22 protein-coding genes and 1 tRNA gene are annotated in these 21,139 nt (G+C 63.6%); 11 read left to right on the top strand and 12 right to left on the bottom strand.

The window, feature by feature from the left end:
• Positions 1–66 precede the first annotated feature (66 nt).
• The 4 genes from ACYG9V_RS28930 to ACYG9V_RS28945 all read left to right on the top strand — a co-directional run bounded on the left by ACYG9V_RS28930 (position 67) and on the right by ACYG9V_RS28945 (position 2,125).
• Positions 67–639 carry a rod-binding protein gene (locus ACYG9V_RS28930; protein WP_352762487.1) on the top strand — a complete coding sequence of 191 codons (573 nt, stop codon included), beginning with the start codon at positions 67–69 and terminating at the stop codon, positions 637–639.
• Positions 640–652: 13 nt separating this feature from the next.
• Positions 653–1,069, top strand: coding sequence for a hypothetical protein (locus ACYG9V_RS28935; RefSeq protein ID WP_023671919.1), 417 nt, complete (start codon positions 653–655; stop codon positions 1,067–1,069).
• 28 nt (positions 1,070–1,097) lie between these two features.
• Positions 1,098–1,646, top strand: a complete 549-nt coding sequence (locus ACYG9V_RS28940; RefSeq protein WP_023683275.1) for a hypothetical protein — start codon at positions 1,098–1,100, stop codon at positions 1,644–1,646.
• Between the two features lie 194 nt (positions 1,647–1,840).
• Positions 1,841–2,125, top strand: a complete 285-nt coding sequence (locus tag ACYG9V_RS28945) for an SCP2 sterol-binding domain-containing protein (protein ID WP_023683274.1) — start codon at positions 1,841–1,843, stop codon at positions 2,123–2,125.
• Positions 2,126–2,194: 69 nt separating this feature from the next.
• On the opposite strand, the gene ACYG9V_RS28950 is transcribed toward ACYG9V_RS28945, so the two are convergent.
• Together ACYG9V_RS28950 and odc2 are read right to left on the bottom strand one after the other, a co-directional pair.
• Positions 2,195–2,737, bottom strand: coding sequence for a GNAT family N-acetyltransferase (locus ACYG9V_RS28950; RefSeq protein ID WP_023686385.1), 543 nt, complete (start codon positions 2,735–2,737; stop codon positions 2,195–2,197).
• A 144-nt stretch (positions 2,738–2,881) separates the two neighbouring features.
• Complete coding sequence (gene odc2, locus ACYG9V_RS28955) at positions 2,882–4,015, bottom strand: ornithine/lysine decarboxylase (protein ID WP_352762489.1); 1,134 nt, start codon at positions 4,013–4,015, stop codon at positions 2,882–2,884.
• Positions 4,016–4,556: 541 nt separating this feature from the next.
• Between odc2 and ACYG9V_RS28960 the strand changes: the two genes are divergently transcribed.
• The 4 genes from ACYG9V_RS28960 (at position 4,557) to ACYG9V_RS28975 (ending at position 8,597) form a co-directional block, all read left to right on the top strand.
• The gene (locus ACYG9V_RS28960; protein WP_023725171.1) at positions 4,557–5,756 is read left to right on the top strand and encodes an amidase; all 1,200 of its coding nucleotides are present in this window, start codon (positions 4,557–4,559) and stop codon (positions 5,754–5,756) included.
• A gap of 2 nt (positions 5,757–5,758) precedes the next feature.
• A complete protein-coding gene (locus ACYG9V_RS28965; RefSeq protein WP_023671925.1) occupies positions 5,759–6,658 on the top strand; it encodes a LysR family transcriptional regulator in 900 nt (299 codons plus the stop codon).
• Positions 6,659–6,747: 89 nt separating this feature from the next.
• Positions 6,748–7,416 carry a DUF1007 family protein gene (locus ACYG9V_RS28970; RefSeq protein ID WP_023725173.1) on the top strand — a complete coding sequence of 223 codons (669 nt, stop codon included), beginning with the start codon at positions 6,748–6,750 and terminating at the stop codon, positions 7,414–7,416.
• 8 nt (positions 7,417–7,424) lie between these two features.
• Positions 7,425–8,597, top strand: a complete 1,173-nt coding sequence (locus ACYG9V_RS28975; RefSeq protein WP_460222080.1) for a nickel/cobalt transporter — start codon at positions 7,425–7,427, stop codon at positions 8,595–8,597.
• A 10-nt stretch (positions 8,598–8,607) separates the two neighbouring features.
• Here ACYG9V_RS28975 and denD read toward each other — a convergent pair whose 3' ends face one another.
• Genes denD through ACYG9V_RS28995 form a run of 4 tightly spaced genes read right to left on the bottom strand, consistent with a single transcriptional unit; the run spans position 8,608 to position 11,541 of the window.
• Positions 8,608–9,591, bottom strand: coding sequence for a D-erythronate dehydrogenase (gene denD / locus ACYG9V_RS28980; protein WP_023701052.1), 984 nt, complete (start codon positions 9,589–9,591; stop codon positions 8,608–8,610).
• A gap of 11 nt (positions 9,592–9,602) precedes the next feature.
• The gene (locus tag ACYG9V_RS28985; RefSeq protein WP_023683268.1) at positions 9,603–9,809 is read right to left on the bottom strand and encodes a hypothetical protein; all 207 of its coding nucleotides are present in this window, start codon (positions 9,807–9,809) and stop codon (positions 9,603–9,605) included.
• 58 nt (positions 9,810–9,867) lie between these two features.
• Positions 9,868–10,839, bottom strand: a complete 972-nt coding sequence (locus tag ACYG9V_RS28990) for a cation diffusion facilitator family transporter (RefSeq protein ID WP_023683267.1) — start codon at positions 10,837–10,839, stop codon at positions 9,868–9,870.
• Positions 10,840–10,854: 15 nt separating this feature from the next.
• A complete protein-coding gene (locus ACYG9V_RS28995) occupies positions 10,855–11,541 on the bottom strand; it encodes a GNAT family N-acetyltransferase (RefSeq protein ID WP_023683266.1) in 687 nt (228 codons plus the stop codon).
• 83 nt (positions 11,542–11,624) lie between these two features.
• Between ACYG9V_RS28995 and ACYG9V_RS29000 the strand changes: the two genes are divergently transcribed.
• A complete protein-coding gene (locus ACYG9V_RS29000; protein ID WP_023683265.1) occupies positions 11,625–12,809 on the top strand; it encodes a pyridoxal phosphate-dependent aminotransferase in 1,185 nt (394 codons plus the stop codon).
• A 12-nt stretch (positions 12,810–12,821) separates the two neighbouring features.
• Here the strand turns inward: ACYG9V_RS29000 and ACYG9V_RS29005 are convergent, their stop codons facing one another.
• Both ACYG9V_RS29005 and ACYG9V_RS29010 read right to left on the bottom strand, forming a co-directional pair.
• The gene (locus ACYG9V_RS29005; RefSeq protein WP_352762491.1) at positions 12,822–13,583 is read right to left on the bottom strand and encodes an SDR family oxidoreductase; all 762 of its coding nucleotides are present in this window, start codon (positions 13,581–13,583) and stop codon (positions 12,822–12,824) included.
• A gap of 332 nt (positions 13,584–13,915) precedes the next feature.
• Positions 13,916–14,653, bottom strand: a complete 738-nt coding sequence (locus ACYG9V_RS29010; protein ID WP_023671935.1) for a tellurite resistance TerB family protein — start codon at positions 14,651–14,653, stop codon at positions 13,916–13,918.
• 204 nt (positions 14,654–14,857) lie between these two features.
• Here ACYG9V_RS29010 and ACYG9V_RS29015 point away from each other — a divergent pair, with 204 nt between their 5' ends.
• Entirely contained in the window at positions 14,858–15,220 is a 363-nt protein-coding gene (locus ACYG9V_RS29015) for a YybH family protein (protein WP_352510390.1), read from the top strand.
• Between the two features lie 23 nt (positions 15,221–15,243).
• On the opposite strand, the gene trhO is transcribed toward ACYG9V_RS29015, so the two are convergent.
• Positions 15,244–16,170, bottom strand: a complete 927-nt coding sequence (gene trhO / locus ACYG9V_RS29020) for an oxygen-dependent tRNA uridine(34) hydroxylase TrhO (RefSeq protein ID WP_023751322.1) — start codon at positions 16,168–16,170, stop codon at positions 15,244–15,246.
• A gap of 174 nt (positions 16,171–16,344) precedes the next feature.
• On the opposite strand from trhO, the gene ACYG9V_RS29025 reads away from it, so the two are divergent.
• Positions 16,345–16,983 carry a 2-dehydro-3-deoxy-phosphogluconate aldolase gene (locus ACYG9V_RS29025; protein ID WP_023701045.1) on the top strand — a complete coding sequence of 213 codons (639 nt, stop codon included), beginning with the start codon at positions 16,345–16,347 and terminating at the stop codon, positions 16,981–16,983.
• 136 nt (positions 16,984–17,119) lie between these two features.
• On the opposite strand, the gene ACYG9V_RS29030 is transcribed toward ACYG9V_RS29025, so the two are convergent.
• The 3 genes from ACYG9V_RS29030 to ACYG9V_RS29040 all read right to left on the bottom strand — a co-directional run bounded on the left by ACYG9V_RS29030 (position 17,120) and on the right by ACYG9V_RS29040 (position 21,068).
• Positions 17,120–17,193: transfer RNA gene (locus tag ACYG9V_RS29030), tRNA-Gln, on the bottom strand.
• Between the two features lie 120 nt (positions 17,194–17,313).
• A complete protein-coding gene (locus ACYG9V_RS29035; protein ID WP_023728404.1) occupies positions 17,314–19,140 on the bottom strand; it encodes a DUF882 domain-containing protein in 1,827 nt (608 codons plus the stop codon).
• A 389-nt stretch (positions 19,141–19,529) separates the two neighbouring features.
• Positions 19,530–21,068, bottom strand: coding sequence for a sigma-54-dependent transcriptional regulator (locus ACYG9V_RS29040; protein WP_023671940.1), 1,539 nt, complete (start codon positions 21,066–21,068; stop codon positions 19,530–19,532).
• Between the last annotated feature and the right edge of the window lie 71 nt (positions 21,069–21,139).

The raw sequence follows: 21,139 nt of genomic DNA on the forward strand, positions 1-21,139 counted from the left end.
GGCAAGCCTGCCACAAGCTTGTTGCGGCATGGTCGCTCAGGAAACCCGGCAAAGAGGCGGACTTTCTTGGCGATTTCTCCACCCAGTGACATCGTTCTCGATGTTGCCCGAGCCGTCGACCCGGCGGATATCGAGGCTGCCCGTGCCGCGCTGGCCAAGCGGGCCAACGGCGTTGGCGGTAATTTTTCTGTCGACATGGCTGCTTCGGTGGATACCGGCTCGATCTTGTCGCGTGCCACGGCCGACAAGGCCGCGGCAGGCGCCGATCCCGCGGGAAAATTCAAGAAGTTCGAGGCCATGGTCTTGCAGACCTTCATCCAGAACATGCTGCCCAAGGACACAGAGGGCGTCTACGGCAAGGGGCTGGCCGGCGACATATGGAAATCGCAGCTTGCCGAGCGTGTCGCCGACGTCATGGCCGAGCGCGGAGGGATCGGCATCGCCAAATCGCTGCTCGCCGACCACTACAAGGACGGCAAGCGCACCGTGCCGATCGGCCCGGTGTCAACCGGGCCGCACAAGACCGAGATCGACCAGCAGACCCGGCTGTCCACCTCGCTGGTCGAGGAATTGCAGCGCAAGGCCGCAGGGTCGATGACCGGCGACGAGACGACCATCAAAACCGAAATCAAGATCTAGACCAGGATTTTCAATGGCCGATTTTTCAAAATACTCTTCCAACCTGCCGGCGCGTACGTCCGAAGCGCCGATCCCGTTTGCACGGCCGGGCAACCTTGCCGCCATCATCGGCCGCATCGAGGAAGCGGTCGAGGAAGAGACGGCCGGTTTGAAGAACGACACCAGCTATGACCTCAAGGCCTCCAACGCCCGCAAGAGCCGCTACCTCTATGAGCTGACCCGCGCCATGAAGGGCGCCAACGAGATCGAATTCCTGGAACAGCATCGCGACAGTCTGGCGCGGCTGCGCCAGAAGCTCGCGAAAAACGAGGCTGCAATCCTCGCCCACCTCAACGCGGTCAACGAAGTCGCCACGCTGTTGAAGAACGCCATTCAGCGCGCCGAAGCCGACGGCACCTATTCGGCCGGCGAATTCGGTTGGGCGAGCTGATGATCTCGGCAACAGGCGGGAACAACCGGTGATCAAATTCATCGCTGCCGCGATCTGGATCTGCGCCGCCACGCTTGGCGCGGTGTTCTATTCGTTCCAGGCGGCCGGTGAGCGCGGCGTCGGCGAGACGCCGAAACCGATGCTGGGTGGCCTCGACTACGTCAAGACCGACATCATCTCGGTGCCGCTGATCCGCGATTCCAAGATCGACGGCTATTTCCTCACCAAGCTCGTCTACACGGTCGAGCCGGCCGAGATAAAGAAGATGTCGATCCCGGCCGAAGCGCTGATGACCGATCAGGTCTATTCCTATCTCTACTCCAATCCTCAGATCGACTTCACCAAGAAGGAAACCATCGATCTCGATGCCTTCCGCAAGGCCATACGCGACACCGTCAACGCCCGCGTCGGCGCCGACCTGGTGCATGAAGTGCTGATCGACCAGGTCAACTTCCTGACCAAGGACGAAATCCGCGACAACGCCATGCGCCGCCGCAAGGATCCGGCCACGCCGACCGAACCGGCCCCGGCGGAATCGGCCCAGGCCGAGGCGGCGAAGCCCGCTGCTGAACACTAACCTTCGTCGCAGGGCGAATGTTCTCTGCCGCATTCCTTCCGACTGAAACGAGATGACGCATCGCGCGTTGACGTTTACGTCAACTCGAAGCTATATGCGCCAAGCGACCAGATCGCGGTACGCGCGAGACAGTGACTTCGGCGGAGGCCGGTCACTGAAGCGCGGCAAAACGCAACGAGACCAGGAGAACAGTCATGAGCGTTCAGGATATTGCCGAGAAGATGAGGTCGCGCGTGGCGAGCGCCGGGTTCGAACATTCCGTGAAGTTCGATACCGGCAGCAACGGCGTCATCGTCATCGACGGCGCGACCGTCTCGACCACCGACGCGCCGACCGACTGCACCATAAAGCTGTCGCTCGACGATCTGGATTCGCTGATCGCCGGCGACCTCAACCCGACCATGGCGTTCATGTCCGGCAAGATAAAGGTCGAAGGCGATATGTCGGTCGCCATGGCGCTCAGCCAACTGATCGGCTGAGCCCTTCGCAACAACAAAACGCCGCCCTCGCTGAAATGCAAAGGACCGGCGGCGTTTGTTTTTGGACAATCAGGCGGCCAGCGACAGCCTCTGTGCCTTGAGCTTGCGACCTGCAGCCTTCAGCGTGCCATGCGCGCCGTCGAGCGCACCATCGATCAGTTCCAGCGCCAGCAGGCGGTGCCGCTCGTACGGACCAGGCATGGCGAGCGCGCCGGTCTTCTCCGCCGAGAAGCCGAAGCGGCCATAGTAAGGCGCATCGCCGACCAGCAGCACCGCGGCATGGCCGAGACGCGCGGCCTCGGCCAAAGCATGGCGCATCAGCGCCGAGCCGATGCCGGCGTTCTTCAGCGCCGGATCGACGGCGAGCGGTCCGAGCAGAAGTGCTCCCGGGCCACCCTCGCCAAGACGCACGTCCCACAGCCGCACCGTACCAGCAACCGCGCCGGTTGCATCGCGCACGACAAAAGCGAGGCCTTCGGAAGGCCGGCGGCCGCGCCGCAGCTTCTCCGACGATTTCTTGCGCCGCATCGGCCCCATGGCGCGATCGAGCAACGCTTCACGCGATGCAATGTCTGCCGCAGTTTCGGCGACGATGGGAATGGCGCCGGCCATCTCCCCCTCGGGGGGGGAGAATCCAATGCCGTCAATGTAATTTACAATGTCCATTTCCGCGATCCTTCACGAGCGGAGCTTGTTCCACAGGCGAACCCGGGCGGACGCAAACGTCCGCCTGGGGTGATCTGAAGGCCGAAGCCGTCAGATCACGTAGGATCGGAGAGGCTCGAAGCCGTTGAAGGCGACCGCCGAGTAGGTGGTCGTGTAGGCGCCGGTGCCTTCGATCAGCACATCGTCGCCGATGGTCAGCGACAGAGGCAGCGGATACGGCGTCTTCTCGTACATCACGTCGGCCGAATCGCAGGTCGGGCCGGCGAGCACGCAAGGTGCGGTCTCCGAACCGTCATGGCGGGTGACGATCGGATAGCGGATCGCCTCGTCCATCGTCTCGGCCAGACCGCCGAACTTGCCGATGTCGAGGAACACCCAGCGCACATTGTCGTTTTCGGCCTTCTTCGAGATCAGCACGACTTCCGACTTGATGACGCCGGCATTGCCGACCATGCCGCGACCCGGCTCGATGATGGTCTCAGGGATCGCATTGCCGAAATGCTTGCGCAGCGCCGCGAAGATGGCCTGGCCATAGGCCTGGGCCGCCGGCACGTCACGCAGATAGCGCGTCGGGAAACCGCCGCCCATATTGACCATCTTGAGGACGATGCCTTCATCGGCGAGCGTGGCGAACACCTTCTTGGCGTCGGCCAGCGCACGGTCCCACGCCGTCAGGTCGGTCTGCTGCGAGCCGACATGGAACGACACGCCATAGGCGTCGAGGCCGAGCGTCCTGGCATGGCGCAGCACGTCGACGGCCATCGCCGGCACGCAGCCGAACTTGCGCGACAGCGGCCACTCGGCGCCTTCGCCGTCGGTCAGCACGCGGCAGAACACGCGGGCGCCGGGAGCGACGCGGGCGATCTTGTCGACTTCCTCGACGCAATCGACGGCAAACAGCCGAATGCCGAGCTGGTAGGCGCGTGCAATGTCACGCTCCTTCTTGATGGTGTTGCCGAAGGAGATACGGTCCGCCGGCGCACCGGCGTCCATCGCCATCTCGACCTCGGCAACGGAAGCGGTGTCGAAGGACGAGCCCATCGCAGCAAGCAGGCGCAGGATTTCCGGCGCCGGATTTGCTTTCACCGCATAGTAGATCCGGGAATCGGGCAGCGCCTTTTCGAAGGCGCGAAAATTGTCGCGCACGACATCGAGGTCGACGACGAGGCAGGGGCCGGACGGACGTCGGGTGGCGAGGAAGTCGAGGATGCGCTGGGTGGCCATCGGGGTCTCTCCATTAACGCCTTGCGGCGCGCAATAAGGCTGCGGACGCGGGGCTTTCGGCCTCGCGAACACGCGGTCAAACAAAGGCGGGACGGAAATCCATGGAACCAGCCGGTGGAGACCCCGGAACCATGAAACGCCATCTCGCGGCGGTGAACCTTGGCCTTGCCCGGCCTCGGTTCGCTTTGTCTGCCTTGGCTTGGATGGGAGACCCGTCCGCACTGCCGGCAATGAAGGTGTGCCTCTTCAGTAACCCCGGTCTTTGGACGACCGGCAGAACACCAGAAAGGCCCGCACCGTCGTTGCTTCAAGGTGTCCTCGGGCTGGCGGTTGGCCGCTAGACCGACTGGAGGGGTTAGCTCCAGTTACCTTACCGATTTCCCTCACCATTCGAGGATCGGCGGACACCCACAGGCACGTGCGACTTTGGGCAAGCGCGATATAAGATCGAAAGATTTCACAATCAATAAAAATCGTATCCCAGGTTGTAAAATTTCCGGCATCGAACAATGCTGGGCCTACTGTGTACGGATATCGAACGATGCCAGGCACGCACGGCCCGCTCAACGCCTTTCTCGACCTGCGCCGCATGCCGGTCGCCAATGCGGAACTGGGGCCGCTGGCCGGGCTCAGGCTGGCGGTAAAGGACATTTACGACGTCGCCGGCTACCGCACCGGTTGCGGCAATCCGGTGAAGTTCGACGAGGCGCATGCCGCGTCCAGCACGGCACCGGCCGTGCAGATGATTCTCGACGCCGGCGCGCGCTTCATCGGCAAGACGCAGACCGACGAGTTCGCTTTCTCGCTGATGGGCCAGAACGCGCATTTTCCGTTTCCGGTGAACCCGGCCGCTCCCGATCGCGTCACCGGCGGCTCGTCCTCCGGATCGGCGGCGGCGGTGGCCGACAAGCTTGCCGATATCGCCACCGGCTCCGATACCGGCGGCTCGATCCGTGCCCCGGCGAGCTTTTGCGGGTTGATCGGGCTGCGCACCACGCATGGCCGCATTTCGCTTGAAGGCACGATGAAGCTGGCGCCGAGCTTCGACACATTCGGTTGGTTCGCCGACGACATCGAGACATATGAGACAATCGGCAAATTGCTGCTCGGCCGCGACCCGCATCCGTATCCGCTCACCCGGCCGCTTTCGATCCGCTGGCTGGACGCTTTCGTGGCCGGCCCCGCCGAGGCAGCCGAATACGCCAGGATGAGAGCGCTGGCGGCCGGCCTTGTCGGCGAGCCGGCGCCGGTGGAATACACCTTCGCCTCCTTCCCCGACGAGCTCTACTGGTGCTTTCGCCGCCTCCAGGCCGCCGAGGCCTGGCAGCAGCATGGCGCCTGGATCATTTCGGGCGAGCGCGATCTCGGGCCGGGCGTCGAGGAGCGCTTTGGTTTCGGCAGGACAATCGACGAAAAGACCGCGCGGGCCGAGGCGGTGCGCCGCCTGACCTTCCGCTCCGAGCTAGCCGCGCTGCTCGGCCAGGACGGGTTTCTTGTCCTGCCCACCGTTCCAGGCCCCGCACCTCTGGTCAAAAGCGAGCCGCAGCAGCTCCAGGCCTACCGCGAAAGGGCCTTGCATCTTTTGTGCCTTTCGGGTCTTTCAGGCTTTCCGCAAATCACCCTGCCGCTGGGCTCGGTTGACGGTGCCCCTTTCGGCCTCTCGCTGCTCGGCCCTCCCGGCAGCGACATTGCCCTGATACGGCTCGGCCGGCGAATTCTCGATGCGGCACGAAAGGCCTGATGATGGATACACTGACCCGCATGCGCGCCTTCATCGACGTCGTCGAGGCCGAAGGCTTTTCGGCGGCCGCGCGCAAGATCGGTCGCTCCAAGGCGCTGCTGTCGAAATATGTGCGCGAACTCGAGGACGAACTCGGCGCGCTGCTGCTCAACCGCACCACGCGGCAGTTCTCGTTGACCGAGGCCGGCCATACCTATTACAGCCGCGCTTCGGAAATCGTGCGCGAGGTCGACAGCCTGGCCGACGCCGTGCGCGAATCCTCCGGCGACGTGCGCGGCAGGATCAAGCTGTCGGCGGCGCGCACCTTCGCCGACGCGCCGATAGGCCAATCGCTCATCGACTTCGCCAAACAGCATCCCGACATCGTGCTCGACATCCATCTCGACGACCGTTTTGTCGATCTGGTCGAGGAAGGTTTCGATCTTGCCGTGCGCATCTCGCGCCTGGAGAACTCATCGCTGATCGCCCGCCGCCTGGGGCCGTTTTCGATCAAGCTTTGCGCCTCGCCGGAGCTGATCGCCAAGCACGGCAAGCCGACGCGCCCGCAGGATCTCGCCAACTTGCCCTGCATCGTCGACACCAATGGCCGCTCGCTTGCCAACTGGCGCTTCAGGGGCGATGGCGAGGAGTCAGTCAGTGTCAACGTATCGGGTCCGATCGAGGTCAACAGCCCGATGGCCGCGCGAGCCGCCGCCGTGTCCGGTCTGGGCTTCACCATCCTGCCGGATTTCATCGCCGCGCCCGACCTCGCATCCGGGCTGCTGGTGTCGTTGCTCGACGACCGCATCCAGTCGGGCAGCGGCATTTTCGCCGTCTACCCGCACCGTCGCTATCTGCCGGCCAAGGTCCGTGTCTTCGTCGATTTCCTGGTGCAATGGTTCAAGAACCGCGAGAGCGCTTGAGCCGGTCCTGCCGTGCCGCGGTCCCAATTTCGCCCCGTTTCTGGTAACCTCTCGAAATCTCTCCGAGGCCGATGGAACAGCGACCGAGAATGCATCTGAAACGGCACGCAATCATGCTGGCTTCGGCCCTGGCGACGACTTTTGCCTCCGTCGGAGCGGCTGGCGCGCATCCTCATGTCTTCGCCGAGGCCCGCCTCGACGTGATCCTCTCGCCGGATCACCAAAGTGTGAAAGCGCTGCGCCACCTCTGGCGTTTCGATGATCTGTTTTCGAGTACGGTGATGATGGAGTTCGACAAGAACTCCGACCTGAAGCTTGACGACAAGGAGCTGAAGGATGTCGCCGACACCGTTCATGCCTCGCTGGCCGAGTTCAATTATTTCCAGCTCGTCACCGTCGACGGCAAGGACGTGCCGATGACGCCGCCACCGCATCTTATGGCCAATTTCGAAAACGACCAGCTGATCATCCTGTTCGAATCCGAACCCAAGGTGCCGATCAAGCTCGCCGGCAAGATCGATTTCGGCGTCTACGATCCAACCTTCTACACAGCGATCGACTTCACCGAGGATAGCAACATCACGGTGGAAGGCCTGCCCTCGAACTGCACCAAGAGCGTCATCCGGCCTGATCCAGACGAGGCGATCAAGGAAAACCAGAAGACCCTGACGGACGCGTTCTTCAACGACCCGACAGGCACCGACATGAGCAAGATCTTCGCCACCAAGCTCGAACTGAATTGCCCGCCAGAAGGATAGATCCGGTGATGAAACCGTCCCTGCGTTTGGCATTCGGCCTCGTGGCCGCTGCCCTGCTGATGACGCACTTTCTCGGGCAGGCCCATGCCCAGAGCTCACTCGGCATCGGTGTCAATGACGGCATGGCGCCCACCACCGGCTCGTTCGCCCATATCCTGATGTGGATCAATCTGCGCCAGCAGGAATTCTACCGCGCATTGGCCACGGCGATGAAAGCAATGCGCGAGGACGGCAGCAAGATGTGGCTGCTGATCGGCCTGTCCTTCGCCTACGGCATTTTCCACGCCGCCGGCCCCGGCCACGGCAAGGCGGTGATCTCGTCCTACATGGTGGCCAATGAAGTGGCGCTCAGGCGCGGTATCCTGCTGTCCTTCGTCTCGGCGCTGCTGCAGGGCCTGACCGCGATCCTGGTGATGCTGCTTGCCTATTTCGTCCTGCGCGGCACCGCCATCTCGATGACCGACGCAGCCTGGTTCATGGAGATCATGAGCTATGTCTTCGTCACTTTGTTCGGCGCCTGGCTGCTGTGGCGCAAGCTCAGGCCTACGGTCCTGCGCTGGTTCGGCAAGGCGCCCGCCTACAGCCTGTCGGCAGCCCACGCCGGTCATTCCCATGGCGGCCATTCGCATGCCGCTCACAGCCACGCGGCGCATGCGCATTCGCATGCCTTGCATGTGCATCACGACCATTCGCATGATCATCACGATCACGCTGCGCACGACCACGACACACACGATCATTCCCATCACGACCACGCTCATCACGATCACGCCGCTCACGATCACCCAGCCGGCGAGGTCTGTGATACGTGCGGCCACTCACATGGGCCCGATCCGGCGCTGCTGTCGGGCGACCGCTTCGACTGGCGCACGGCCTGGTCGGCTGTAGCCGCCGTCGGCATCCGCCCCTGCTCCGGCGCGCTGATTGTGCTGAGCTTCGCTTTGCTCAACGGCCTGTGGCTCGGCGGCCTGCTGTCGGTGCTGGCGATGTCGATTGGAACCGCCATCACAGTCTCGGCGCTGGCAACGATCGCAGTCACCGCCAAGAACTGGGCGGTCTATTTCGCCGGCGACGGCCGCATGGGCAACCGCATCCACACAGTCGTCGAAATCGGCGGCGCCGCCTTCGTCTTCCTGTTCGGGCTGTTGCTGTTGTCGGCGAGCCTGTCCGGAGCTGTGTGACCTCGGCGGGTCAGGCCTGACCCGCGATCATTCCGCCCAGCTCATCCTCGATATGAGCGCGGATGATTTCATCGAAACTGTTTTCGGCGCTGAAGCCGAGGTCCCTTGCACGGCGCGCCTCGAAGCGCGTCGGCCAACCCTTGACGATCGCCCAGATCGTTTCGTCGAGCTCCTCGCGGATCAGGCTCGCCACCTCGGCGCCTGCAGTGCGCTCCAGCGCCTCGATCTGCTCGCCGACGGTGACGGCAACGCCGGGCATGGTGAGGTTGCGGCGCGGCCCGACAGCGGCACCGTCGAGCCCGGCGGCATGGATCAGGAAACCGACCGCAGAGCGCGGGCTGGCATGGGTGTGCAGCACCGAGCGCGGCACCGGCAGGATCGCCTCGTGGCCGCTCAGCGGCTCGCGGATGATACCGGAGAAGAAACCTGACGCCGCCTTGTTCGGCTTGCCGGGCCGCACGCAGATGGTCGGCAGCCTTATGCCGATGCCGTCGAAGAAGCCGCGCCTGGAATAGTCGGCCAGCAGCGCTTCGCTCATCTGCTTCTGCGTGCCGTAGGAGGTCAGCGGCGTCGGATGAAAGTCGTCCGGGATGACATCGGGGAACGGCGCGCCGAACACCGCGATCGACGAGGTGAAGACGAGGCGCGGCGCAAAGTCTGCCAGCCGCACGGCGTCGAACAGCGCCCGTGTGCCGTCGAGGTTGACGCGGTAGCCGAGATCGAAATTGGCTTCCGCCTCACCCGACACGATGCCGGCGAGATGGAACATGACGTCGGGGCGTGACGCCACCAGGCTCTCGGCAGCACCGGCGTCGGCAAGGTCGCCGGTATGCGTGGCGATGCTGACGCCGTCCATCGCCGGCGCCTGCGGCGGCACGATGTCGTGCAGGTCGAGCCCGGTGATCTTGCGGCCGTTGAGCGTGCCGTCCTTGGCCAGCCGGTCGACAAGTTTGCGGCCGACCATGCCGGCGGCGCCAGTAATCAGGATGCGCATTTCAAAGCCTCTTATTTGCCCTTGTTCTGGCTGCGACCCCGCAACCAGAACACCAGAAAGAATGCCAGCACGAAGGCGATGCCGACGATGCCGGCAAGTACGGTCGAGATATTGCCGACAGCCAGCATCACCGTCGGCAGATAGAACGCCGCGATGCCGAACAGCAGCATGATCCAGGCTGCGGCAATCAGCGCGTTTCGCGTGTCGCGATCCATCATGCCGTCCCGCCACAGCGGGAACTCGTCAACTCGGATGCCAATGCCATGAAATTCCCTGTCAGTGATAATGGCCGTGATGCGGTGGCGCACCATGGTCGTGGTCATGATCGTGCTCGTCATGGCTGTCGGCGCACTGGCCGAATTCCGGTTCGACCGTCGCGTGGCTGATGCCGTGTTCGGCGGCGAGCCGCTTCTTGATGGCGCTGACCGCCTGGTGCGGATCGACGCCATCGTTGAGGCAGGCATGCAGCGTCGCCATGTTGCTGGAGCCGTCCAGCGACCAGACATGCATATGGTGCACTTCGCGCACGCCCTTGACGGTGCCGGCAATGTCCTTGGCGATGATGTCGCGGTCGAGGCTTGCCGGTACGCCTTCGAGAAGGACGTGGGCGGCTTCGCGCATCAGCGACCATGCGGTGGACAGGATCAACACCGAGACCAGCACCGACAGAATCGGGTCGATCGGCGTCCAGCCGGTGGCCAGGATGACCAGCGCCGCCACGATCGCCGCCGCCGAACCGAGCAGGTCGCCCAGCACATGCAGGATGGCGCCGCGCATGTTGAGGCTGTCGTGGTCGCCGCCATGCAGCACGAAGAACGAGGCGAAGTTTACCAGAAGGCCGGCGATCGCCACCACCAGCATCGGCCCGCCCAGCACCGGCGCCGGCGTCATCAGCCGGCCCCAGGCTTCGTAGACGATCCACAAAGCAATGGCGAAGATGGCGATGCCGTTGGTGTAGGCGACCAGCGTCTTGACCCGGCCGAAACCATAGGTCAGGCGCACTGTCGCCGGCCGTCCGCCAAGATGGAAGGCGTACCAGGCAAGGCCAAGCGCGATCGAGTCGGCGAGCATGTGGCCGGCGTCGGCCAGCAGCGCCAGTGATCCCGTCAAAAGGCCGCCAAGCACTTCGGCCACCATGAAGCCGGCGGTCAGGCAGGCTGCGATCAGCACACGCTTCTTGTCGGTCGAGCCATGCAGGTGGCTGGCGCCATGCCCAGCAAGCGAACCATGATCATGGCTGTGCGCCATCGGAAAAAACTCCTGTTACGCGCCGAACTCGGCGCGGAAATCCTCGAGCCGCCGCTTCTGCCGGCCTTCGCCATCGAAATTGGCGGGATCGAGCCATGCCTCATAGGCTTTGCGCAGCGCCGGCCATTGCTTGTCGATGATCGAGTACCATGCGGTATCGCGGTTTTCACCCTTGACCACAAGATGCTGGCGGAAAATGCCCTCGAACTTGAAGCCGAACCGTTCCGCCGCGCGCTTTGACGGCTCGTTGCGGTTGTTGCATTTCCACTCGTAGCGGCGATAGCCGAGCCCGTCGAAAATATACTTCATGAACAGGAACTGCGCCTCGGTCGCTGCCGGCTTGCGCGAGATCAGCGGCCCCCAATAGATGTTGCCGATCTCGATGACGCCATAGGTGGGATCGATGCGCATCAGCGTCTGTCGCCCGGCGACCTTGCCGCTGGCCTTGTCGATGACGGTGAAGAACAGCGGGTCCTCGCTCGCCTCGACCTTGTCCAGCCATGGCTGGAAATCGGCGCGGGTTTGCGGCGGGTAGTCGGGCAGCCAGGCAAAGCGTCCATCGATGTCGGGCACGGACGACGCCTCGTACAACCCATCGCCGTGCTTTTCGGCGCTCAGCGGTTCGAGCCGGACATAGCGGCCGTCAATGGGCTTGCGCTCGGGCCGCGGACGCGCTTGCCAATCTTTGAGATTTTCCGACACGCAAAACTCCAATCCGTTTGACTTTTGTGAGCAGACGCTCACAAAAACGCGACCTAACAGCAAGAACCACACGGACGGGAAAAATGCTCCACACGATTTCGGCCTTCGACCGTCTCGGCGAGGAAAACGCCTTTGCCGTGTTGGCGCGCGCGACTGCACTGGCTCAACAGGGCCGCGACATCGTCAACCTCGGCATCGGCCAGCCCGACTTCAAAACGCCGCAGCACATTGTCGAGGCCGCGATCAAGGCGCTGCGCGACGGCCACCATGGCTACACCCCGGCCAATGGCCTGCTGGCGACGCGCGAAGCGGTGGTGCGGCGCACGCTGACCACCACCGGCGTCGAGGTCTCGCCGGAAAATGTAATGATCCTGCCCGGCGGCAAGCCGACCATGTTCGCGGCCATCTTGATGTTCGGCGAACCCGGCGCCGAGATCCTCTATCCAGACCCAGGCTTTCCGATCTACCGCTCGATGATCGAGTTCACCGGCGCCGCGCCCATTCCGGTGCCGATCCGCGAGGAGAACGGCTTTGCCTTCTCGGCAGAAGAGACGCTGGCGCTGATCACGTCGAAGACCAGACTGCTAATCCTCAACTCACCGGCCAACCCGACCGGCGGCGTCACGCCGCGCGCCGAGATCGAGAAGCTGGTAAAGGGACTGCAAGCGCATCCGCAGGTCGCTATCCTCTCCGACGAAATCTACGACGTCATGACCTATGACGGCGAGACGCATTTTTCGCTGCTCAATTTTCCGGAAATTCGCGACCGGCTGATCGTGCTCAACGGCTGGTCGAAGACATGGGCGATGACCGGCTGGCGCATGGGCTGGTCGATCTGGCCGAATGGCGACAAGGGCGGGCATCTCTACGACAAGGTCCGCAAGCTGGCGGTCAATTGCTGGTCCTGCGTCAACGCGCCGAGCCAGTTCGCCGGCATCGCCGCCATCGACGGCCCGCAGGACGATGTCGACAAGATGATGTGCGCCTTCGACAACCGCAGGAAGATGGTGGTCGAGGGGCTGAACGCGCTGCCCGGCGTCTCCTGCATCACGCCCAAGGGCGCATTCTATGCCTTCCCGAATGTTTCGAAGACCGGCTGGAAGGCCAAGAAGCTCGCCTCGGCACTGCTCGAGGAGGCCGGCGTGGCGCTGATCGGCGGCCCCGATTTCGGCATTCTCGGCGAAGGCTACATCAGGCTCTCCTACGCCAATTCCGAAGAGAACATCTTGCGCGCGCTGGAGCGGATCGAGTCGTTTTTGAAGAGGTAGGCCTTCGGCTCTTCACCCACGCCCCACGAACGGCATCTTGGTCGCCATCACCGTCATGAACAGCACATTGGCATCGAGCGGCAGGCTGGCCATGTGGACGACGGCGTCGGCGACGCGCTGGACGTCCATCACCGCTTCGGCGGCGATGGTGCCATTGGCCTGCGGCACGCCGACCGTCATGGCATGCGCCATATCGGTCAGCGCGTTGCCTATGTCGATCTGGCCGCAGGCGATGTCATAGGGCCGGCCGTCGAGCGCCAGCGTCTTGGTCAGCCCCGATATGGCGTGCTTGGTCGCGGTGTAGGGCACCGAGCCCGGCCGTGGCGCATAGGCCGACACCGAGCCATTGTTGATGATGCGGCCGCCCATTGGCTTTTGCTTGCGCATGACGCCGAAGGCGGCGCGGGCGCACAGGAACGATCCGGTGAGATTGACGCCGACAATATCGTTCCAGACCTCGACCGGGATCTCGTCGATCGGCGTCGACTTGTAGCTCATGCCGGCATTGTTGAAGAGCAGGTCGACGCGGCCGAAGGCTGCGGCCACCGTCTCGAACAGATCATCGACTTCGCCGGCCTTGCTGATGTCGCAGGCAACCGCCAGCGCCTTGGCGTCCGTTTTCCCGGCCTCGGTAATGGCGGCATCGAGCACCGCTTTGCGGCGGCCGCAAAACACCGTGTTCCAGCCGGCCTTGAGCAGCGCCGTGGCGACGCTCTTGCCGATGCCGGTGCCGGCGCCGGTGACGATGGCGGTTTTCTCTGGGAAGGCTGTCATGGATTTTGCTCCTGCGCGCCGCGCATCCCGGCACAGATCGGGGTGCATCCGAATGCACCGACCCATCGCAAATGAAGGCGATCATGGCAAGTCGGACACTAATGCATGTCGCTCAAAAGTGGCCCCGGTTCTGAGAGAACGACATGCATCAGGACAAAAACATGAAGCGCCACGCGCTTTATGTGATCGGTCCGACAAAAAGGGCGGTCATTGGCGACCGCCCCCTGATCTGAACCGGGCTTGGGAGGAGGAAAAGCCGATCCGACTGACTAAAATCATGCGCTTCCTCGGTAAACGAGCAGTTAACGCTTTTCCCGCCGCGGCTGCGTTGTCTACCAGCGCGGGTTCGGCGCCGTGCCTGACGGAACCGGCACCTTGGCCGCCGACACCGTCGCCTCGACATGATCGACGAGCGCATCCGGCAGGCCGAGCCGGCCGGCGAGCAGGTCGAGATAGCCGCGTTCGGCGCGCGTATCGGGGTCGATCGTCAGTCGCGACGCCGTGTAGAGCTCGAGCCTCTGCTCATCGGTCTTGGCGCCTGCGACCAGCGTATCGAGGTCGAGCGGGCTATCCAGCTCGGCCATCAGAAACTTTTCCGCTTCCGTGCCGATGCCGGCCAGACTGAGCTTGCCGGCGATCTTTTGGCGTTCCGCGTCATCGACATGGCCATCGGCCTTGGCCGCCGAGATCATCGCCCGCACCAGGGTCAGCGTGAACTCGTCCTCCCCCTGTGGCGCCTGTGAAGGATGAAAGCCGGTGTCGGCGGGCGGCGGCAGCAATTCCGGCTGGCCGGCCGCCGGCGCCTGCTCGGGTGCATTGCCGGCCTTGTAATTCTGGTAGGCCTTGTAGGCGAGACCGCCGATCGCAGCCAGTCCGCCGAGCTTCACGGCCGTGCCGGTGACCTGCCGTCCCGTGCCGGTTCCAAGCAGCACCGCGGCCAGCGCACCGGCGGCCAGCGGATTGTCCTTGGCCATCTGCACAGCCTGCCCGGCCTTGTCGCGAACGGTGCCGGTTGTGCCGGGAACTTGCGAGCCGAGCAGATCGTCGAGAAGCTTCTTGGGGTCGAACATGGTGCCTCCAGAAAAGGGCCCGCACCAACGTGGACGGGCAGGTTTTGGACGTTGCAGACGTAGGTCCCGCACACTGACATTACAATGACGGAGGCGCGCTTTGCTATCGGCGCCGGCAATGCCGCAAATCGGTGATCCGTGTGTCGATACCGGTCTCGGCTTGCGCTAAGGTCGCCGCCGCATTGCCGAGGGAGGAACCTTGCTGTGACCGATCAACCTGGCCGGGAACCGGCGCGCGATCCGCAGGATCTGGAACGTTTGTTGATCGACCGGCAATGGGCGGGGGACATTGAGGGCATGGTAGCGCTGTTCGAACCCGATGCCGTCATCGACACCGGAGCAGCCGAATTGACGCGTGGCCATGAGGCGATCCGCGCTTTGTTCGAAGCCTTTGCCGCGAGCTGGCGAAAATTCCAGCGCGGCGAGCAGCGCCCGGCGGCCATTAACGGCGACCTCGCGTTGACGTCGACCAGGCTTGCCGACGGCTCGATAACCTCAGAGGTCGCGCGCCGGCAGGCCGACGGCACATGGCTGTGGGTGATCGACCGCTATTCTGTCGTGTGGTGATCCAGTCAGGGCGTCGGCGGCACTTAACTGCCGATATGTCCCCTGCCCTGCGCCTGCGCAAGTTCGACCTGGCGCTGGCGCTCGGCATAGCGGGTGCGATCCTCATCCGAGCGTGCCTCGTAGCAATGCGGGCATGACACGCCGGTGGAAAAATGCGGCGACAGCCGGTTCTCCGGCGTCAGCGGATGCCGGCAGGCGCGGCAGAGTTCGGCCTCGCCTTCGGTCAACCCATGCGACACCGAGACCCGCTCGTCGAAGACGAAACACTCGCCCTGCCACAGGCTGTCTTCGGCCGGGACCTCTTCAAGATATCTGAGGATGCCGCCCTTGAGATGGAACACATCCTTGAAGCCGAGCGACTTCACATAGGCCGTCGCCTTTTCGCAGCGGATGCCGCCGGTGCAGAACATCGCGACCTTGCGGCCGTCGAGTTGGTCGCGGTGTTTTTCCACCCAGGCCGGGAATTCGCGAAAGCTTGACGTGCGCGGGTCCACCGCGCCCTCGAACGTGCCTATCGACACTTCGTACGCGTTGCGTGTGTCGATGACGATGGTGCCGGGGTCCGAGATCAGCGCGTTCCAGTCGGCCGGCGCGACATAGGTCCCCGCACCCGTCGCCGGGTCGAGGTCTTCGACGCCCATGGTGACGATCTCGCGCTTCAGCCGCACCTTCATGCGATGGAACGGCATTTCGGCGGCAGTGCTGTATTTGACCTCGAGATCGGCAAGACCCTCGATGGCCTCGAGATAAGCGATCAGGTCGGCTATGTCGGTTTCGCTGCCGGCGACCGTGCCGTTAATACCTTCCTGCGCCAGAAGCAATGAGCCCTTGATGCCGCGCCCGCAGCAGAAGGCGGCAAGCGGCGTGCGCAAGACCCGCAGCGCCTCGAAGTCGCCCAGCCTCGCAAATTTGTAGAGCGCGGCGACGCGCACGGGTTCATGGTTGGTCATCGCCAAGCCACTAGACCGTGGTCAAAGCGGATTCAAGGCAGAGCTAAAGACACTTCGTCGGTATTCGCCCGCAGGCTCGTTGGCCGACATGTGACATCGCGGCAGGCCGGGTTTCGTGGACTCGGAATCGGCCTTCTGCTAATCGGTTGAAATCACCTAGGGAGAGACAAGCCAATGCTCAGCAAGACCGAAACGCTCCTGTCGCTGCTCAATGGCCAGCCGGTCATTCCGGTGCTGAAGATCGCCAATGTCGCGGACGCCGTCCCGCTCGCCCGGGCGCTGGCCGCCGGCGGCCTGCCGGCAATCGAGATCACGTTGAGAACCGCCGATGCGCTGGAAGCGATCCGCCGCGTCGCCGGTGAGGTCGAGGGCGCCATTGTCGGCGCCGGCACAATTCTCGATGCCAAGCAGTTCGACGAGGCAGCGGCCGCTGGCTCGAAATTCATCGTCAGCCCCGGCATCACGCGAGAGTTGCTGGCGGCGGCCAAGGACAGCGACGTTCCCTTGCTGCCCGGCGCCATCACGCCCGGCGAGATCATGGCTGCCCGCGAGGCCGGCCTGCGGTTCCTGAAATTCTTCCCGGCCGAACAATCCGGCGGCATCGCCTCGCTGAAGGCCTTTGCCTCGCCGCTGGCCGACGTGAAATTCTGCCCGACCGGCGGCATCTCGGCCAAGAACGCGGCCGACTATCTCAGCCTGTCCAACGTTATCTGCGTCGGCGGCTCGTGGGTGGCGCCGGACGAGTTGGTCAAGGCCGGCAAGTGGGATGAGATCGAGGCGCTCGCACAGACCGCGAGCAAGCTCGGAAAATAACCTCCGCTACTTTATCTTTGCGCAATCCCAAGGGAAGCGCTCCGCGCTTTCCCGGGAAAATCACAGTGTTCCCGGAACTGCACTCGGCACAAAAACCCGCCAGCTGCGCCGCCGGGTTTGCTACGCGTTGAGATTTTGGTTCCCGCTCATGGGCTCGAACCACGATTCACGCCTTCAAAGGGCGCTGTCCTACCATTAGACGAAGCGGGAATGCAGTTTGGTGGTTAGCATTCTGTGGCGATGGAAGCCAGTGCTCGATATCTCGCTAGAAGCAAAAGCCGCACGGCTTGCCCAGCGCGGCTTCGATTTCGATATTGACCGGGTCACGCCCTACTTCGTCTGGAAGCGGGCGACCGAAAGGAATTTTACGGCATTGCCGGTGAAGCGGTTGGCATCGGCCATCTGGTTGTCCGCCTGGAAGCCTGCGGTGTAGACCTCGCTCGGCGGCGTATGCACGATGTTGTAGGCATAGCGCGGCGCTGTCGTCGGGCTGGAAACGGTGGCGATGTTGTCGCCGCTGCTCAGCGCCCAGCGGGCCGCCTGCGGTTCGGCCGCCACCACCACTGCCTTCGGTCCTGGCTTCAGGTCGCGGGCCGAAGCCCTGGCTTCCTTGCGTGTCGTCTTGACGCCGGCGCCGATCACCGAGGCTGGATCGGTACCGGCGGGACGGGCAGCAATAGCACCGCGCGGCGATGCGGCATCGACACCTGACGGATCGTTGAACGCCGAGCGAGGCTCGAGCGACGCAACCTGATAGTCGTCGGTAGCACCGGCTGTATCGGCGGCGCTGGCCTGTTCGAGAACCGCCTTGACCTCGTCCGGACGCTGCGACGGCAGCACCGAGAACGCGTCGGTTGCGGTCTGCTTGTGGGCAGCCGTATCGGCCAGCGCCAGCAGAACGCCCTTGTCCTGCGGCGCAAGCTCAGCCGGCGGCGAAGAGCGGTCGGGACGCCAGGTCGGCAATGGGACGTTGACCGCGACCTGCGCCGGAGCGGCAGCTTGATCGGCTCCCTGGTCGGCATTGCTCGCATCGGCCGTGCCGAACGGCACATTGGCCGGCGCCTGCGCCGTCGCCACCGTCTGTTCGGTGGTGGCATCGGCCACGCCGAACGGCACGGTCTCAGGCTGTTGCGCGCCGACATCGGCCTTCGGCCGCGGTGCGAAAGCGGGCAGCGGCACTTCCTTGGCGGGCAGCGCGGCGATGATCGTCTCCGGCGTGTCCTGCGGCTCCGAATCGTCAGCGCTGTCGTCGGCAAGCTGCGGAATGTTGGCGCGCTTGGCGTTCTGCGGCGACACGATCGCGATGCCAGGCAGATTGCTGTTGTTGTTGCTCGTGGCAGCCAGCACCGGCTTCACGCTTCTCGGCGGCGGCGCGGCGGTAGCGACATCGGCGCTGTCGTCGGCTTCGTCTTCACCGCCACCGCCAAAGAACGCGGACAGGAAGCCACCGGATTTCTTGGTGCTGCCGCCTGCGCTGGCCATCATGATGGCAGGAGAACCGGCGCCCTTGCGCGCCTTGTAGGAGGCGAGCGCCTGGTCATAACCCGGCAACGGCCTGCCGTCGCTCGGCACATGCAGCGTCTTGCCATTGGGGAACAGGCTGACCAGTTCCTGGCGGCTGATGCCTGGCCAATGCCGCACATTGCCGACGTCCATGTGGACGAAGGGCGAACCCGACGACGGATAGTAGCCGACGCCGCCGCCCTGCATCTTCAGGCCGATGTTGCGCAGCTTTTTCAGCGGCACACCCGGAATGTAGAAATCCATCGCCTTGCCCAGCATATGCTGGCTTTCCTTGGCGACACCGCGGCTGCGGCTGCGCAGCATCGAATTGGTCGACGGCGAGCGATAGCCGCAAACGACCTGGATGTAGTCGGTGGCGCCGGCCTGCCGGTAAGCTTCCCACACCAGATCGAGCAGGCGCGGATCCATCTTGGTCGGTTCGTTGCGACGCCAGTCGCGCAGGATGATGTTGATCTTCCTGAGGCCTGCCGGATCGTAGCGGCCATTGCGCTTGTAGACGATCTCGGCCTTTTCGTGCGTGTGGAGGTGATAGAGCTTGAGCGAGCGCGTTTCAGCGCTGGCGCCGGCAGCAGTTGCGGCGAGGAAAGCGAACGCAACGATCAACGCTGCCAGCCATCTCGGCCAGACGCCCATGTGATCGCGCCGCCCGTTTCTGTGTCGTTCGACTTTGTTCAAATCAAAAGGCCTTGCAGGCTGCCGTTTGTCCCCGGATTTGTCCAAACGGATGCGTGGTTCTCACATCCGAATATCGATCCTAATGGTTAATCATCGCTTATTGAAGCCGAAATGCGGTAACACCGTGGCGATATCCCGTCAAAAATAATACACAGGATTTCTTGGTAAACTGCTGGTTTAGATCAAGATTCAGCCTTTTCCCGCTACACGATCTGTTACCGCTGGCCTTAATGCGTGAACAACGCTGTCCGCATCAGCCATATTCCCGCCCCAACCCTTATGCAGCGCCGGATGTGGCATGGCAAGCTGGTCCCGGCCTTGCGTTGGCAAGCTGTGGAATTCGGCGTTCAGGAGGCAAGGCGGTCGAGGCGGCCGGTTTCCGGGTCGATGCCGTATTCCTTGAGCTTGCGGTAGAGCGTCGAGCGGCCGATGCCGAGACGCCGTGCGACCTCGCTCATCTGGCCGTTGTAATGGTCGATGGCGAGCTTGATCATTTCGAGTTCGACATCGGCCAGCGCACGCACATTGCCACGCTCGTCCAGCGCCCTCAATGTGCCGAAACGCTGAAGCAACCTGGCCGGAGGGGCGAGCTCGGCAGCTGCAGTACCGGCATCATCAGTCTGCGCGCCATCGCCTTGCGATCCGGTGCTCAAGGCCATGCCGGGGTCCGACAAGGACGCATCGGCGTCGAGATTGACGGTGCCGTCGACCTGCGCCCGGATCTGCGGAAATTCGTCAGTCGTGAGCACATCGCCTTCGGCAAGCACCGAGGCCCTGAACACGGCGTTTTCCAGCTGCCTGATGTTTCCCGGCCAATCATAGGCCTGCAGCATGGCCAGTGCGGCATCCGAGATGCCGTGCAGGCGATTGCCCGCCGGCGCCACCTTGTCCATGAAATGCTTGACCAGATAGGGGATGTCGTCGCGGCGGTCGCGCAGCGGCGGCACGACGATCGGGTAAACGTTGAGCCGGTAGAACAGGTCCTCGCGAAACTTGCCGTCCTTGACCTGCTGCAGAAGGTTGCGGTGCGTGGCCGAGATCAGCCTGATGTCGACCCTGACGGTGGAACGGCCGCCGACCGGATCGACCTCGCCATCCTGCACGGCGCGCAACAGCTTGACCTGCACGTCGAGCGGCAGGTCGCCGATCTCATCCAGGAACAGGGTGCCCGAATGCGCCTCGACGAACTTGCCGGTGTGCTTTTCGGTGGCGCCGGTGAACGAACCTTTTTCGTGACCGAACAGGATCGATTCGACCAGATTGTCGGGGATGGCGCCGCAATTGACGGTGACGAACGGCTTTGTGCGGCGTTCGCCGCTGCCCTGGATGGCGCGCGCCACCAATTCCTTGCCGACGCCCGATTCGCCCTCGATCAGGATCGGGATGTTGGAGGCCGCAGCCTTCTGGCCGAGGCGGATCACCCGGTCCATCGCCGGGCTGTGCGTGATCATGTCCTTGAAGGTCAGGTGGCCGCCGCGACGCCGCGACGTGCGCTTGACCTCGTCCTCGACCGCCTCGACCTTGAGCGCGTTGCCGACCGCGGTCTGCAGCCGGTCGGGAGACGCCGGCTTGACGACAAAATCGAAGGCGCCGTGGCGCATCGCCGAAACCACCGTTTCGATGCCGCCCTGCGCAGTCTGCACGATGACGGGAACAGTGATGCCGCGCTCGCGCATCGCCTTCAGCACGCCGATGCCGTCGAGGCCCGGCATGACAAGGTCGAGGATGACTGCCGAAATATCCCTCGCATTGGGTCCGTCAAGCGCGCTCAGACCGGCCTCGCCGCCATCGGCAACGATGGCGCTGTGGCCGAATTTCGTCACCGCCGCCTCGAGCAGCCGGCGCTGCACGGGATCGTCATCGACTATAAGAATGGAACCTGTCATGACTGATTTGAGTTGCCCGCCTGGGAAATTCCCATGGATCATCTTGGCACAGGGTTCTAAACAAGGTTTCA

The organism is Mesorhizobium sp. W016, from assembly GCF_054719485.1.

Excerpts from the sequence above, each read along its gene's own strand:
- ACYG9V_RS29010 (WP_023671935.1), bottom strand. The coding sequence starts at position 14,653 with ATGTTCGACCCCAAGAAGCTTCTCGACGATCTGCTCGGCTCGCAAGTT.
- ACYG9V_RS28975 (WP_460222080.1), top strand. The coding sequence starts at position 7,425 with ATGAAACCGTCCCTGCGTTTGGCATTCGGCCTCGTGGCCGCTGCCCTG.
- ACYG9V_RS29035 (WP_023728404.1), bottom strand. The coding sequence starts at position 19,140 with ATGGGCGTCTGGCCGAGATGGCTGGCAGCGTTGATCGTTGCGTTCGCT.
- ACYG9V_RS28935 (WP_023671919.1), top strand. The coding sequence starts at position 653 with ATGGCCGATTTTTCAAAATACTCTTCCAACCTGCCGGCGCGTACGTCC.
- ACYG9V_RS29000 (WP_023683265.1), top strand. The coding sequence starts at position 11,625 with ATGCTCCACACGATTTCGGCCTTCGACCGTCTCGGCGAGGAAAACGCC.
- ACYG9V_RS29005 (WP_352762491.1), bottom strand. The coding sequence starts at position 13,583 with ATGACAGCCTTCCCAGAGAAAACCGCCATCGTCACCGGCGCCGGCACC.
- ACYG9V_RS28990 (WP_023683267.1), bottom strand. The coding sequence starts at position 10,839 with ATGGCGCACAGCCATGATCATGGTTCGCTTGCTGGGCATGGCGCCAGC.
- ACYG9V_RS29040 (WP_023671940.1), bottom strand. The coding sequence starts at position 21,068 with ATGACAGGTTCCATTCTTATAGTCGATGACGATCCCGTGCAGCGCCGG.
- ACYG9V_RS28960 (WP_023725171.1), top strand. The coding sequence starts at position 4,557 with ATGCCAGGCACGCACGGCCCGCTCAACGCCTTTCTCGACCTGCGCCGC.
- ACYG9V_RS28985 (WP_023683268.1), bottom strand. The coding sequence starts at position 9,809 with ATGATGGATCGCGACACGCGAAACGCGCTGATTGCCGCAGCCTGGATC.
- ACYG9V_RS29025 (WP_023701045.1), top strand. The coding sequence starts at position 16,345 with ATGCTCAGCAAGACCGAAACGCTCCTGTCGCTGCTCAATGGCCAGCCG.
- odc2 (WP_352762489.1), bottom strand. The coding sequence starts at position 4,015 with ATGGCCACCCAGCGCATCCTCGACTTCCTCGCCACCCGACGTCCGTCC.
- trhO (WP_023751322.1), bottom strand. The coding sequence starts at position 16,170 with ATGACCAACCATGAACCCGTGCGCGTCGCCGCGCTCTACAAATTTGCG.
- ACYG9V_RS28970 (WP_023725173.1), top strand. The coding sequence starts at position 6,748 with ATGCATCTGAAACGGCACGCAATCATGCTGGCTTCGGCCCTGGCGACG.
- ACYG9V_RS28965 (WP_023671925.1), top strand. The coding sequence starts at position 5,759 with ATGGATACACTGACCCGCATGCGCGCCTTCATCGACGTCGTCGAGGCC.
- ACYG9V_RS28945 (WP_023683274.1), top strand. The coding sequence starts at position 1,841 with ATGAGCGTTCAGGATATTGCCGAGAAGATGAGGTCGCGCGTGGCGAGC.
- denD (WP_023701052.1), bottom strand. The coding sequence starts at position 9,591 with ATGCGCATCCTGATTACTGGCGCCGCCGGCATGGTCGGCCGCAAACTT.
- ACYG9V_RS28950 (WP_023686385.1), bottom strand. The coding sequence starts at position 2,737 with ATGGCCGGCGCCATTCCCATCGTCGCCGAAACTGCGGCAGACATTGCA.